The following is a 12,777-nucleotide window of genomic DNA, read 5'->3' as shown; positions in this document are numbered from 1 at the left end:
GGACCGGCGGCGCAGCGGTCGTAGGATCGGCCCGCGAGCCCCGGACCCGGGGCCGGCCCGCGCACGAGTGGGAGCCAGAAGAGCCGATGCCGCCGAGCCCGACCGCCGTCGTCGTCCTCGCCGCCGGTGAGGGCACCCGGATGAACTCGGCCACCCCTAAGGTCCTGCACCCCGTCGGCGGGCGCACCCTGCTCGGGCACGCCGTGCACGCGGCCGCGGGCACCACGCCGGACCACCTCGTCGTCGTGGTCGGCCACGAGCGCGAGCAGGTCGGCGGCCACGTCCTCGGGCTCGCCGCGGAGGTCGACCGCGAGGTCCTCACCGCGGTGCAGGACCGCCGCCGGGGCACCGGGCACGCCGTCGCGTGCGGCGTCTCACGCCTGCCGAGCGACCTCACCGGCACCGTGCTCGTCTCCTACGGCGACGTCCCGCTGCTGGACACGGCGACGATGCGCGCACTGCAGGCCGAGCACGCCGACGGGGACTACGCGGTGACGCTGCTCACCGCCGAGCTCGACGACCCGAGCGGGTACGGCCGCGTCGTCCGGGACGAAGCGAACCAGGTCGTCGCGATCGTCGAGCACCGCGACGCGACGCTCGAGCAGCTCGCCATCACCGAGGTGAACTCCGGCGTCTACGCCTTCGACCTCGCCTTCCTGCGCGAGGCGCTGGAGCGCCTCGACACCCACAACGCCCAGGGCGAGCTCTACCTCACCGACGTCGTCGCGACCGCCGCCCGCGAGGGCCGCGGCGTCGGCGCCGTCGAGACCGCGGACCCGTGGCTGGTGTCCGGGGTCAACGACCGCGTGCAGATGTCCGAGCTCGGCGCGGAGCTGAACCGCCGCCTGCTCGAGCGCTGGATGCGCGCCGGCGTCACCGTCGTCGACCCGCGCTCGACGTGGGTGGACGTGGGGGTGCGCCTCGAGCGCGACGTCACGCTGCACCCCGGCACCCAGCTGCACGGGCGCACCGCGGTCGCCGAGGGCGCCACGATCGGGCCGGACACCACGCTCACCGACGTCACCGTCGGCGAGCGGGCCGCCGTCGTGCGCACCCACGGATCGTCGTCGCGGATCGGCCCGGAGACCTCGGTGGGCCCGTTCGCCTACCTGCGGCCCGGTGTCGAGCTCGACGCCCGCGGCAAGATCGGCACGTTCGTCGAGGTCAAGAACGCCCGCATCGGCGAGGGCAGCAAGGTCCCGCACCTGACCTACGTCGGCGATGCGACCATCGGCGAGAGCAGCAACATCGGCGCCTCGTCGGTGTTCGTCAACTACGACGGCGTCACCAAGCACCGCACCGTCGTGGGGTCGCACGTGCGCACCGGCTCGGACAACACGTTCGTCGCCCCGGTGCAGATCGGCGACGGCGCCTACACCGGCGCGGGCACGGTCGTCCGCGAGGACGTGCCCCCCGGGGCGCTGGCCGTGTCGTCGGGGCCGCACCGCAACATCGAGGGCTGGGTGACCAGGAAGCGCCCGGGCACCGCCGCCGCCCAGGCGGCCGAGGCCGCGCAGAAGGCGGCGGACGCCGACGAGCGAACCACGCAGGAGGACCCGTGACCGTCAGCATGTCGTCGACCCCGAAGAAGAGCCTCATGCTCTTCTCCGGGCGGGCCCACCCGGAGCTCGCGGAGGAGATCGCCAAGGAACTGGACGTGTCGATCACGCCGCAGTCGGCGTACGACTTCGCCAACGGCGAGATCTTCGTCCGCTTCCAGGAGTCGGTCCGCGGCTCCGACGCCTTCGTGATCCAGAGCCACACGGCGCCGATCAACCAGTGGATCATGGAGCAGCTCATCATGATCGACGCCCTGAAGCGGGCGTCGGCCAAGCGCATCACGGCGGTCGTGCCCTTCTACGGCTACGCCCGCCAGGACAAGAAGCACCGCGGCCGCGAGCCGATCTCGGCCCGCCTGATCGCGGACATGCTCAAGACCGCCGGTGCGCACCGGATCATGACGATCGACCTGCACACCGACCAGATCCAGGGCTTCTTCGACGGCCCCGTCGACCACCTGCTGGCCAACAAGGTCCTCGCCGAGCACCTGCGCGACACCTACGCCGACCACGACCTCGCCGTCGTGGCCCCCGACTCCGGTCGCGTCCGCGTCGCCGAGAAGTGGGCGGACATGCTGGGCGGCGTCCCGCTGGCCTTCATCCACAAGAGCCGCGACAAGACCAAGCCCAACGAGGTCGTCGCCAACCGCGTCGTCGGGGACGTCGAGGGACGCTGCTGCATCCTCGTCGACGACATGATCGACACCGGCGGCACGATCGCCAAGGCCACCGAGGCCCTCCTCAACGACGGGGCGTCCGACGTCGTCATCGCGGCCACCCACGGCGTGCTCTCCGGCCCGGCCGTCGAGCGGCTGTCGACCTGCGGGGCGCGCGAGGTCATCGTCACCAACACGCTCCCGATCCCGGACGAGAAGCGCTTCCCGACGCTGACCGTCCTCTCGATCGCCCCGGTGATCGCCCGCGCGGTGCGCGAGGTCTTCGAGGACGGGTCGGTGACGAACCTCTTCGACGGGAATGCCTAGCCTCTGGACCGAGCACGTCGTCCCGCGGATCACCGACCTCGCCCTCGGCACCCCGGACGTGCGCGCGCTGCGCGAGCGGGCGCTCGCGCCGGCGCGAGGCGACGTCGTCGAGCTGGGCTTCGGCAGCGGCCCGACGCTGCCGCTCTACCCGGCGGCCGTGACGTCGGTGCGCGCGGTCGAGCCGTCGGCGGTGGCACGGCGGCTGGCCTCCCGCCGGGTCACCGCCTCGGCGATCCCGGTCGAGTTCGTCGGCCTCGACGGCGCGGACCTCGACCTGCCCGACGCCGCCGCCGACACCGTGGTCAGCACGTTCAGCCTCTGCACCATCCCGGACGCCGACCGCGCGCTGCGCGAGGTGCGCCGCGTCCTGCGCCCGGGCGGGCAGCTGCTCTTCCTCGAGCACGGCCTGTCCCCCGACCCGCGCACCGCGCGCCGGCAGCACCGCCTCGACGGCCTCCAGCAGCGCCTCTTCGCGGGGTGCCACCTCGTGCGGCCCATCGACGAGCTGGTCCGCGCCGCGGGCCTGACCGTCACGAGCCTCGAGCACGAGAGCCTGCGCGGCCCGGGCCCGATGTCGTACCTCTACCTCGGCGTCGCCACGCCCTGACCGACCGTCTCGGCGAGGCGCATGTCAACGATCTCCTCCGCGTCTCGCCTCCTCGGGGAGATCAGGAGAGCGCTGTGCACCCGGGGGCGTCGGCGGGGGTGGATGACACGCTCGTGATCTCGACGAGAGCTCGCAGCGCCGGACGAGCGAGCCACTGATCGCGATCCCGGTGACGTTCGCCGTCAGATGTGCTCGGCGCCCGCGACCCGACCCTCGGGGAGATCAGGAGCGCGGTGTGCACCGTCGGGCGCATGCGGCGGTGGATGACGCACTCGTGATCTCCGCAGCGGCCCGGACGGAGGTCAGCGCGCCCGCTGCGCGAGCATCGCCGCCTGCGGGAGGGCGGGGGCGCGGCTGTCCGGCACGGGGTCGCGGACGAGACGCGCGGTGACGTCGAACCCCGCGTCGTCGAGCAGCGCCGCGACGGCGTCGGGTCGCAGGCGGCGGAAGTCGAGGGAGACGCGGTGGCCGAACGCCTCGTCGTGGTGCGAGACGTCGTCGCCGACCTGGAACCCGAGCAGCAGGAGCCCGCCGGGGCGCAGGACGCGGCGGAACTCGGCGAGAACGGCCGGCAGCTCGGGACGCGGGACGTGGATGAGGGAGTACCAGGCGACGAGGCCGCCGAGCGAGGCGTCCGCGACGTCGAGCGCCGCCATGTCGCCGACGGCGAACGCGATCCCCGGGTGCTCGCGGCGCGCCAGCGCGACCATCGCCGGCGAGAGGTCGACGCCGCGGATCGCCACCCCGAGGGCATGCAGGTGGGCGGTGACGCCGCCGGGCCCGCTGCCGGCCTCGAGCACGTCGCCGTCGACGAGCTCCGCGAACGCCCCGAGCACCGCGCGATCGAGCGCGGCGTGCGCCAGCTCGTCGCGGAAGTGCTCGGCGTAGGGCTCGGCGATGGCGTCGTAGCCCGCCCGCGTCGCCTCCCGGTCGAGGGTCACGGACGCACCCTAGGTATCGTGGAACCCGCACTTCGGCGAGGGCCGGTGGAGAGCACCGGCCGTGATCGACGCGGTGCGGCCTCTCCCGGTCCCCGGGTCCCGGCCGCGCGCGGCGCGCCGACCCGAGAGCGACACCAGGAGAGACACCATGGCCGACGAGGTCCGCATCGCGGCGGAGACCCGCACCGAGTTCGGCAAGGGCGCGGCCCGTCGCACGCGCCGCGCCGGCAAGGTCCCCGGCGTGCTCTACGGGCACGGCACCGATCCCGTGCACCTCGCGTTCGACACCGTCGAGTTCGCCGCGGCGCTGCGCGAGAACGGGCGGAACGCCCTGCTCACGATCACCGGGCTCGGCGGGCAGCCGCAGCTCGCGCTGACCAAGAGCATCGCCCGCGACCCCATCAAGGGCTTCTTCGAGCACATCGACCTCGTGCTCGTCCGCCGCGGCGAGAAGGTCCAGGTCGACGTCCGCGTCGTGATCGTGGGTGAGGCCGCCTCCGGCACGCTCGTGTTCCAGAACGAGGACACGCTGACCGTCGAGGCCGACGCGACCAACATCCCCGAGGAGATCTCGGTCGTCATCGAGGACGCCGAGATCGGCACGCAGTTCCTCGCCGGCGACATCCGGCTGCCCGACGGCAGCGAGCTGATCTCCGACCCCGAGCTCCTGGTCGTCAACGTCACCGAGGCGCCGACCGAGGAGGCCATGGAGGAGGAGATCGACACCGAGGGTGCGGGTGTCGAGGAGGACGCCTCCGAGGACGAGGCCGCCGAGACCGGCGAGTCGTCCGAGGCTGCCGACGGCGACCAGCCCGCGGAGGGCAGCGACTCCGGCTCCTCCGAGTCCGACGAGAGCTGACCAGACACCCGTGAGCTCCGACGGTGCCCGGCCCGACGGCCCCCTGCTGGTCGTCGGGCTGGGCAACCCGGGTCCCGACTACGAGGGCACCCGGCACAACGTCGGCTTCGTCGTCGCCGACGTCCTCGCGGCCCGCACCGGCAGCCGGTTCTCGCCGCACAAGCGCTCCGGCGCCGACGTGGCCGAGGGTCGGCTCGCCGGCCGCCGCCTCGTGCTCGCGAAACCCCGTGGCTACATGAACCTCTCGGGCGGCCCGGTCGCCGGCGCCGCCCGCTTCTTCTCGGTGGAACCCACCGACGTCATCGTCGTCCACGACGACCTCGACCTCGAGTTCGGCGTCGTGCGCCTCAAGCGCGGCGGCGGCGAGGGCGGCCACAACGGCCTGCGCTCGATCTCGAAGTCCCTCGGCACGAAGGACTACCTGCGCGTCCGGTTCGGCATCGGACGCCCGCCCGGGCGTCAGGATCCCGCCGACTACGTGCTCAAACGCTGGTCCTCGGCCGAGCGCAAGGAGCTCGACGTGTCCGTCGAGCTGGCCGCGGACGCCGTCGAGGCCCTCGCGGCCGAGGGCCTGGAGCCGGCCCAGAACCGCTTCCACTGAACCCCGACCGGCCGCGAGGATCACCGGTGTGAGGGTGCTCGTGACGGGGTCGGCAGGGCTGGTGGGGCACGCGGTGCGGCGCCGTCTGGAGGCGGCGGGCGCCGAGGTGGTGCCGGTCGACGTGGACCGATGGTCGTTCGACGGGGTCGAGCAGCTCCCGTGCGATCTCCTCGACCGGGCCGCGGTCGACCGCGTGGTCGAGGCGGAGCGTCCCGCGGTGGTGGTGCACGCCGGCGGCGCCTCGGGGCCGATGGTGCTCGCCGACGACCCGGTACGGGTGGTGGAGGTCAACGTGGGGGGCACCGCCGCCGTCCTGGAGGCCGCGCGCCGTCACGGGGTGGCGCGGGTGGTGTTCTGCTCCTCGATCGCGGCGTACGGCCGGACGCCGGAGCGCCGGGTCGTCGAGGAGACGCCGCTGCACCCGGGCGACGTCTACGGCGCCACCAAGGCGGCCGGCGAACAGCTCGCCGAGGCCTACCGCCACCGCCACGGGCTCTCGACCGCGTCGTTGCGCCTCGTGGCGGTGTTCGGGCCGCGGCGGCGCACCGACTGCCTGATCCGGGACCTGCTGCTCGACGCGGCGGCGGGGCGCACGACCCGGGTCCGGGTGCCCGCCGACGCGCCCCAGCAGTTCGTCGCGGTCGACGACGCCGCCGATGCCGTGGTCGCCGCGGTGCACGCCCCGGACGCGGTCGGGGCGTACAACGTCGCCGGCGACCGGGCGCGCATCGCCGCCGAGCTGGTCGCCGCCGTGGCCGAGGTCGAGCCCCGGGTGCGCGTCGAGCTCGACCCGCCCGACCCGTCCGCGTCCGCCCGCTGGCCGGGCGTCCTCGACGTGTCCGCCGCCGAGCGCGAGCTCGGGTGGGTCCCGCGGGCGGACTTCGGCGCCGCGGTGGCGGCCTACCGCGACTGGCTGGCCGCTCGGTCGTAGGCACGCAGGCACGGACCACCACGGCCTCCGAACGGCGGCTGGTCGGGCCGCCGTGCGCGGTGGATCCTCCCGCTATGCGCGCGGTGCGCCGCCATCCCCTCGCCACGTTCTTCGTGCTGACCTACGTGATCGCGTGGGCGTTCGTCCCGTTCGGCTCCTTCGGCGCGTTCGCGCCCCTGGTCGCTGCGCTGATCGTGGTCCCGATCGCCCAGGGCCGCGCGGGCCTGCGGGAGCTCGGACGCCGGATCGTGCGCTGGCGCGTCCGGTGGTACTGGTGGGCGCTCGCGATCGGGATACCGGTCGCGGTCCACCTCCTCGCGGCGGTCCTGGGAGATCCGTCCCCGCTGCGGCTCGCGGCGTGGGGCGACGTCCTGCTGGTCCTCCTGCTGCGGCTCGTGAACCCCACCGACGGGGCGCTCGGCGAGGAGCCCGGCTGGCGGGGGTTCGCCCTGCCCGGGCTGCAGTCCCGGCTCTCGCCGCTGGCCGCGACGGCGATGCTCGCCGTGATCGTCACCGTGTGGCACCTGCCGCTCGTCCTCCTCGCCGAGGGCGACCGGGCGACGACGCTGCTCGGGATGATCCTCGGGACGGTGGGCGTGACGTTCTGGTACTCGTGGCTGTTCGACCACTCCGGGGGCAGCGTCCTCCTGGTCGTCGTCGCCCACGCCGTCGAGGGCGCCATCCAGGACGACACCGTCCTCTACTTCGCCCTCTGGCTGGCGCTGGCCGTCGTCCTCGTCGTCGTCGACCTGCGGTGGTGGCTGCGGCCCGCACCGGAGGAGGCGACGACGTCGTTCTCGCCGCGGCCCGCGCGGATCGTGCGGTGACCCGGGTCAGTCGACCGCGTTCTCCAGCCACGCCTCCTCCAGCTGCTCGCGCTCACTGAGCAGCGCGCGCAGCTCGGCGTCGAGCTCCTGGAGACGGCCGGGCTCGGTCGCCGCGGCGGCCAGCTTCTCGTGGAGCTTCGTCTCCTCGGTCGCGATCCGCTCCAGGCGACGCTCGATCCGCGCGACCTCCTTGCGGGCCGCGCGGCGGTCGGCCTCCCCGCCGCCGGGCGCCGTGGCGGCGGACGACGCCGCGATCGACGGCGGCGCGCTCTGCCCGGCGCGCCGGCGCAGGTACTCCTCGATGCCGCCCGGGAGGTCGGTGATCTTCCCGTCACCGAACAGGGCGACCGCGCGGTCGCAGACCCGCTCGGTGAGGTAGCGGTCGTGGCTGACGACGACGAGCGTGCCCGGCCAGCCGTCGAGGAGGTCCTCGAGCTGCTGGAGGGTGTCGACGTCGAGGTCGTTGGTGGGCTCGTCGAGGAGCAGGACGTTCGGCTCGGTCATGAGCAGGCGCACGAGCTGCAGGCGGCGGCGCTCGCCGCCGGAGAGGTCCGAGACCGGCGTCCACTGCCGCGACGCCGGGAAGCCGAAGCGCTCGGCGAGCTGCGAGGCCGTCTGCTCGTACTTCCCGATCGTCACCCGCTCCGCGATGTCCTCGACGGCCTGGAGCACGCGGCGGTGCATCGGCAGGTCGGCGAGGTCCTGCGACAGGTGGGCCAGGCGCACGGTGGTGCCCTGCACGCGCTGCCCGCCGTCGAGGGCGCGCTCGCCGCCGACCGCGCGCAGCAGCGTCGTCTTGCCCGAGCCGTTGATCCCGACGATGCCGATGCGGTCGCCGGGGCCGATGCGCCAGGTCTGGCGGTTCACCAGGGTCCTGCGCTCACCTCCCTCCTGGCTGCCGACGGTCAGCGTCGCGTCCTCCAGCTCGATCACCGTGCGACCCAGCCGGTGCTTGGCCATGGTCACGAGCTCGACGGTGTCGCGGGGCTCGGGGACGTCGGCGATCAGCGCCTCGGCGGCCTCGACGCGGTAGCGCGGCTTGGACGTGCGCGCCTGCGGTCCGCGCCGCAGCCAGGCCAGCTCCTTGCGCGCCAGGTTGCGGCGGCGCTGCTCGGCGGCGTCGGCGAGGCGCGCCCGCTCGGCCCGGGCGAAGATCCAGTCGCCGTAGCCGCCCTCGTACTGCTCGACGTGGCCGTCGACGACCTCCCAGGTGCGCGAGGCGACGGTGTCGAGGAACCAGCGGTCGTGGGTGACGACGACGAGCGCGGTGCGCCGGGCGAGCAGGTGCTCGGCGAGCCAGCCGATGCCCTCGACGTCGAGGTGGTTGGTGGGCTCGTCGAGGACGAGCAGGTCGAGATCCTGCACCAGCGCCGCGCACAGGGCGATCCGCTGGCGCTCGCCGCCGGAGAGCCCGTCGACGGAGGCGTCGAGGCCCCGGTCGCCGCCGGGACGCAGGCCCTCCACCACCGCGCGGCTGCGCGGGTCGGCGGCCCACTCGTGGTCGGGGACGGCGCCGCCCAGCACCGCCTCGCGGACCGTGTCCCCCGTCAGCGCGGTGTGCTGGCTCACCAGCGCCATCCGCAGCCCGCCGACGGGGCTGCGCCGGCCGCTGTCCGGCGTCAGCGTGCCGGCCAGCACCGTGACCAGCGTCGACTTCCCGCCGCCGTTGCGTCCGACGACCCCGATGCGGTCGCCGGTGTCGACGCCGAGCGAGACGCCGTCGAGCACGGGCTTCGGGCCGCCGAAGCCGATCGACACCGACTCGAGGTTGACGAGGTTGGGCACAGCATCCTTTCCTGTGCGCTTCGCGCGTGTGAGCAGTTTCGCGTGCTCTGGCACTCCGAAGTGCTCACGTGCGCGGAGCGCACCTAGGCGTAGGCCCCGGGGCCGGGGTCGAAGGGACGGGGCGGGGGCGGCGGGCCGGTGCCGCCGTCGGCGTCGACGACCTTGGCGCCGGGGACCGGCCCGTGCGCGACGCGGACCGTCCGGCACACGCCGGCGCCCGCGAGCTCGGCGGCGACGCGGACGGCGGCGTCCTGGCCGTCGCACAGGAACACGCAGGTGGGCCCGGAACCGGAGACGACACCGGCGAGCGCGCCCGCGTCGACGCCGGCACGCAGCGTGCGGCGCAGCCCCGGGTCGAGGCTGACCGCGGCGGCCTGCAGGTCGTTGCCGAGCAACAGGGCCAGTGACCGGGCCTCCCCCGAGGCCAGGGCCTCGAGCACCGGCTCGACGTCGCCGACGCGCCGGGGCGCCTCGGGGCGGGCGCGCAGCCGGTCGAGCTCGCCGAAGACGGTCGGGGTCGAGAGCCCGTGGTCGGCGACGGCCACCACCCAGTGGAACGTGTGGCGCGTCAGCACCGGGACGAGGCGCTCGCCCCGCCCGGTGCCCAGCGCCGTGCCCCCGTGCAGGGCGAACGCGACGTCCGACCCGACCTCGGCGGCCACCTCCATGAGGTCCTCGCGGCCCAGGTCGAGCCGCCAGAGCCCGGCGGTCGCCAGCAGGGCGCCGGCGGCGTCGGCGCTGCCGCCCGCCATGCCCCCCGCCACCGGGATCGCCTTGCGCAGGGCGACGCGGACCTCGGGGGCGCGGTCGGCCCGCCGTGCGAGGGCCTCGACCGCTCGCCACGCCAGGTTCGTCGTGTCGGTCGGCACGTCGCTGTCGTCGACGCCGTCGACCGCCGTGACCGACACCCCGGGCTCGATGGCGCCGGGGACGGCGGTGCTCACGCTGACCTCGTCGGCGATGCTCAGCGCCTGGAAGACCGTGACCAGGTCGTGGTAACCGTCCGCGCGGAGGTCGCCCACGGCCAGGTGCAGGTTGATCTTGGCCGGGACGCGGACGGTGACCGGCGGTCCGACGGCGGAGAGCACCCGACCAGGGTACGGACCGCGCCCGCCCGCCTTCAGGACGTCGCCTCCCCGGACGCGTCCCCGGCCGTCGCCCCGGACGCCGCCGCGCGCGCGATCGCCGTGAACGCCGCGACGTCGAGCGACTCGCCCCGGGCGCCCGGGTCGATGCCCGCGGCCCGCAGCACGGCCTCGGCCGCCGGCGCCGACCCGGCCCAGCCGGCGAGGGCGGCCCGCAGCGACTTGCGGCGCTGCGCGAACGCGGCGTCGACGACCGCGAAGACGGCGGCGCGCTCCACGTCGGCGGGCTGCCCCGCGTGCCGGGTGAACGCCACGAGCCCGGAGTCGACGCCGGGGACGGGCCAGAACACCGCCCGCGGCACCGGGCCCGCCCGGCGCGCGTCGGCGTACCAGGCGAGCTTGGCCGACGGCGCCCCGTAGGCCCGCTCCCCCGGCCGCGCGGCGAGCCGCTCGGCGACCTCGGCCTGCACCATGACGAGGCCCCGGCGCAGGGACGGCAGCACGGCGAGCAGGTGCAGCACGACGGGGACGGCGACGTTGTAGGGCAGGTTCGCCACGAGGACGTCGGGCGCGCACGGCAGGTCGCCGGGCTCCAGGCGCAGCGCGTCGGCCGTGACGACGCGCAGGTCGGCGTCCGGGGCGCGCTCGGCCGCGGTGGCCGGCAGACGCCCGGCGAGTACCGGATCGATCTCCACGGCCACGACCGTCGCCGCCGCCTCGAGCAGCGGCAACGTCAGCGACCCGAGTCCGGGACCGACCTCGAGCACGACGTCGTCCGGACCGACCTCAGCCCGGCGCACGATGCGCCGGACGGTGTTCGCGTCGTGGACGAAGTTCTGGCCCAGCCGCTTGGTCGGGCGCAGATCGAGCTCCGCGGCCAGGGCCCGCACGTCGCCTGCCCCGAACAGGCGCGCCGGACTCGTCACGCGGTCATCGTGGCAAAGACCGGAGGTGCTTAGCGGGAACCGCAGACCGGCCAGGCGCCGTAGCCGCCGCGGTCGTCGCGGACGCGCTCGGCCACCGCGATCTGCTCCTCGCGGGTGGCCTGGTCCGGACGCGAGGCGTACCGCGAGCCGCCGTAGGCGTTCCACGTCTTCTTGTCGAACTGCAGGCCGCCGTAGTAGCCGTTGCCCGAGTTCGTCGACCAGTCACCGGTCGACTCGCACTGGGCGATGCGGTCCCACTTGCCGCGGCCCACGGCCGGCGCCTCGTTCTTCGGCTTCGTGCCGCGGTGGACCACGCCGCCGACGGCCTGGCGCGTCACCTGCGACTCACCGACCTGCGTGCGCCCGGTCTCCGCGCCGTTGGTGGCGTTGACCGACCAGGTCACGACCTCCTCGCCGGCCTGCCCCGGCTCCTCGACGCGGGTCTGGCCCTGCTCGAGGTCGGGGTCGTCGACCGTCCGCATGGGCGGCGCGACCGGCCGGGTCTCGGTGACCTGGGTGACCGTGTTGCGGGTGACGGTGAGCGTCGCGCCGTTGACGAGGTCGCCCGCCACCGTGTCGGTCGGGCTCAGGCCCGCGAGGCCGTTCTGGGCGAGCAGCTCGTTGGCGTTCGCCGCCGTGGTCGTGATCTGCCGGGGGGCGCCGCCGCCGTCGACGAGGGTGACCGCCTTCGGCACGCGCACGTCGAGGTTCATCCCGTTCGCCGGGATGTTGGCGCTCATCGGCGCGGAGGTGACGAGGCCGTCGGTCGGCAGACCGAGCTGCGCCAGCGCGTCGGCGACGGTGCGGGCCGTCGTCGAGATCGTCTGCGGGCGCCCGTCGACCATCAGCGCGACGTTGCGCGTGTGGTTGACGACGAGGTGGTCGCCGTCGTGGACCTCGGCGTTCGGGCCGGGCGCGAGCTGGTCGCCCGGACCGAGCTCGATGTCGCCGCTGTCCAGCGCACCGGCGACGTCCGAGGAGTAGGTGTGCACGACCTGGTCGACGCCGTCGACCGTGACCGTGACCTCCTTGTCGAGCGCCACCGCCGTGCTGCCGCCCGCGGCGACGGCCAGCAGGGCCACCGCGACGCCGCCCTTGACGGCGTTCGAGCGGCGGCGGGTGTCGCCGCCGTAGCGCTGCGGGTCGTCGAGCGCGGTCAGGCCGGCCGGGGCGGCGCCGCGCAGGTCGCCGTGGGGCTCGGCCTCGGCTTCGAGGTCCTGCTCGCCGGTGAACGACTCGAGGTCGTTCCACTCGTCGAGGTCGGACAGGTCGAGCGGGCCGCTCGTGCCGGGGTCGACCGTCGTCGCCGCGTCGGTGGCGCGCGCGACCGGGAGCGGGCCGGTGATGTCGTCGAACCAGCCCGGCTGCTCGCCGCCGCGGGTGCCGTACGCCGTGTCGTAGCCGAACTCGTGCGCCGCGTCGTAGCCGTAGTCCGGCTCGTAGTCGCTGACGAAGTCCGTCGCGTACCCGTCCTGCGCGTACCAGGCGTCGCCGTAGGTCCCGTACGAGCCGTGCGGGCCCGACGAGCCGGTCGCCTCGGCGCCGAACCAGGTGCCGTCGGTGATCGGCAGGCCTGCGGTGTCGCTGTCGCCCTCGCCGACGAGGCCGGCGCGGCCGCGGGTCGTGGTGTCCGCGCTCATCGGGCGGCCACCACGGGGGTCGGGGAGCAGGTC

Annotated in this window: 12 protein-coding genes; 7 read left to right on the top strand and 5 right to left on the bottom strand. The window is 74.8% G+C overall.

Translation table 11 applies throughout. From position 1 onward, the window contains the following. The first annotated feature begins 86 nt into the window (after window positions 1-86). The 3 genes from glmU to ACR9E3_RS25760 are packed head-to-tail and all read left to right on the top strand — an operon-like array spanning window position 87 to window position 3,149. Window positions 87-1,562: a bifunctional UDP-N-acetylglucosamine diphosphorylase/glucosamine-1-phosphate N-acetyltransferase GlmU gene (glmU, locus tag ACR9E3_RS25770; RefSeq protein ID WP_460383559.1), complete on the top strand. Its 1,476-nt coding sequence runs from the start codon at window positions 87-89 to the stop codon at window positions 1,560-1,562. An 8-nt stretch (window positions 1,563-1,570) separates the two neighbouring features. Continuing rightward, on the top strand, window positions 1,571-2,542 hold the full coding sequence (locus ACR9E3_RS25765; RefSeq protein ID WP_460383597.1) for a ribose-phosphate diphosphokinase: 972 nt from the start codon (window positions 1,571-1,573) through the stop codon (window positions 2,540-2,542). Next, window positions 2,535-3,149 carry a class I SAM-dependent methyltransferase gene (locus ACR9E3_RS25760; RefSeq protein WP_460383558.1) on the top strand — a complete coding sequence of 205 codons (615 nt, stop codon included), beginning with the start codon at window positions 2,535-2,537 and terminating at the stop codon, window positions 3,147-3,149. Before ACR9E3_RS25765 ends, ACR9E3_RS25760 begins: the two co-directional genes overlap by 8 nt. A 302-nt stretch (window positions 3,150-3,451) precedes the next feature. Here ACR9E3_RS25760 and ACR9E3_RS25755 read toward each other — a convergent pair whose 3' ends face one another. Next, the gene (locus ACR9E3_RS25755) at window positions 3,452-4,090 is read right to left on the bottom strand and encodes a class I SAM-dependent DNA methyltransferase (RefSeq protein ID WP_460383556.1); all 639 of its coding nucleotides are present in this window, start codon (window positions 4,088-4,090) and stop codon (window positions 3,452-3,454) included. 148 nt (window positions 4,091-4,238) lie between these two features. Between ACR9E3_RS25755 and ACR9E3_RS25750 the strand changes: the two genes are divergently transcribed. The 4 genes from ACR9E3_RS25750 to ACR9E3_RS25735 all read left to right on the top strand — a co-directional run bounded on the left by ACR9E3_RS25750 (window position 4,239) and on the right by ACR9E3_RS25735 (window position 7,308). Next, window positions 4,239-4,949, top strand: coding sequence for a 50S ribosomal protein L25/general stress protein Ctc (locus ACR9E3_RS25750; RefSeq protein WP_460383554.1), 711 nt, complete (start codon window positions 4,239-4,241; stop codon window positions 4,947-4,949). A 10-nt stretch (window positions 4,950-4,959) separates the two neighbouring features. Then, window positions 4,960-5,550 carry an aminoacyl-tRNA hydrolase gene (pth, locus tag ACR9E3_RS25745; RefSeq protein ID WP_460383553.1) on the top strand — a complete coding sequence of 197 codons (591 nt, stop codon included), beginning with the start codon at window positions 4,960-4,962 and terminating at the stop codon, window positions 5,548-5,550. A gap of 28 nt (window positions 5,551-5,578) precedes the next feature. Beyond that, a complete protein-coding gene (locus ACR9E3_RS25740; RefSeq protein ID WP_460383552.1) occupies window positions 5,579-6,481 on the top strand; it encodes an NAD-dependent epimerase/dehydratase family protein in 903 nt (300 codons plus the stop codon). Window positions 6,482-6,555: 74 nt separating this feature from the next. Then, window positions 6,556-7,308 (top strand): CPBP family glutamic-type intramembrane protease, encoded by a 753-nt coding sequence (locus tag ACR9E3_RS25735; protein WP_460383551.1) that lies wholly within the window; start codon window positions 6,556-6,558, stop codon window positions 7,306-7,308. Between the two features lie 6 nt (window positions 7,309-7,314). On the opposite strand, the gene ACR9E3_RS25730 is transcribed toward ACR9E3_RS25735, so the two are convergent. The 4 genes from ACR9E3_RS25730 to ACR9E3_RS25715 all read right to left on the bottom strand — a co-directional run bounded on the left by ACR9E3_RS25730 (window position 7,315) and on the right by ACR9E3_RS25715 (window position 12,744). After that, the gene (locus ACR9E3_RS25730) at window positions 7,315-9,093 is read right to left on the bottom strand and encodes an ABC-F family ATP-binding cassette domain-containing protein (protein ID WP_460383550.1); all 1,779 of its coding nucleotides are present in this window, start codon (window positions 9,091-9,093) and stop codon (window positions 7,315-7,317) included. An 83-nt stretch (window positions 9,094-9,176) separates the two neighbouring features. Continuing rightward, the gene (locus ACR9E3_RS25725) at window positions 9,177-10,181 is read right to left on the bottom strand and encodes a 4-(cytidine 5'-diphospho)-2-C-methyl-D-erythritol kinase (protein ID WP_460383549.1); all 1,005 of its coding nucleotides are present in this window, start codon (window positions 10,179-10,181) and stop codon (window positions 9,177-9,179) included. 32 nt (window positions 10,182-10,213) lie between these two features. Next, window positions 10,214-11,104, bottom strand: coding sequence for a 16S rRNA (adenine(1518)-N(6)/adenine(1519)-N(6))-dimethyltransferase RsmA (gene rsmA, locus ACR9E3_RS25720; protein ID WP_460383547.1), 891 nt, complete (start codon window positions 11,102-11,104; stop codon window positions 10,214-10,216). A gap of 29 nt (window positions 11,105-11,133) precedes the next feature. Next, on the bottom strand, window positions 11,134-12,744 hold the full coding sequence (locus tag ACR9E3_RS25715; protein ID WP_460383546.1) for a transglycosylase family protein: 1,611 nt from the start codon (window positions 12,742-12,744) through the stop codon (window positions 11,134-11,136). Between the last annotated feature and the right edge of the window lie 33 nt (window positions 12,745-12,777).

The sequence above is a fragment of the Actinomycetospora sp. C-140 genome (assembly GCF_054796175.1).
The sequence above is the reverse complement of the archived record's forward strand: the minus strand, read 5'-3'. Positions and strand labels throughout refer to the sequence as shown.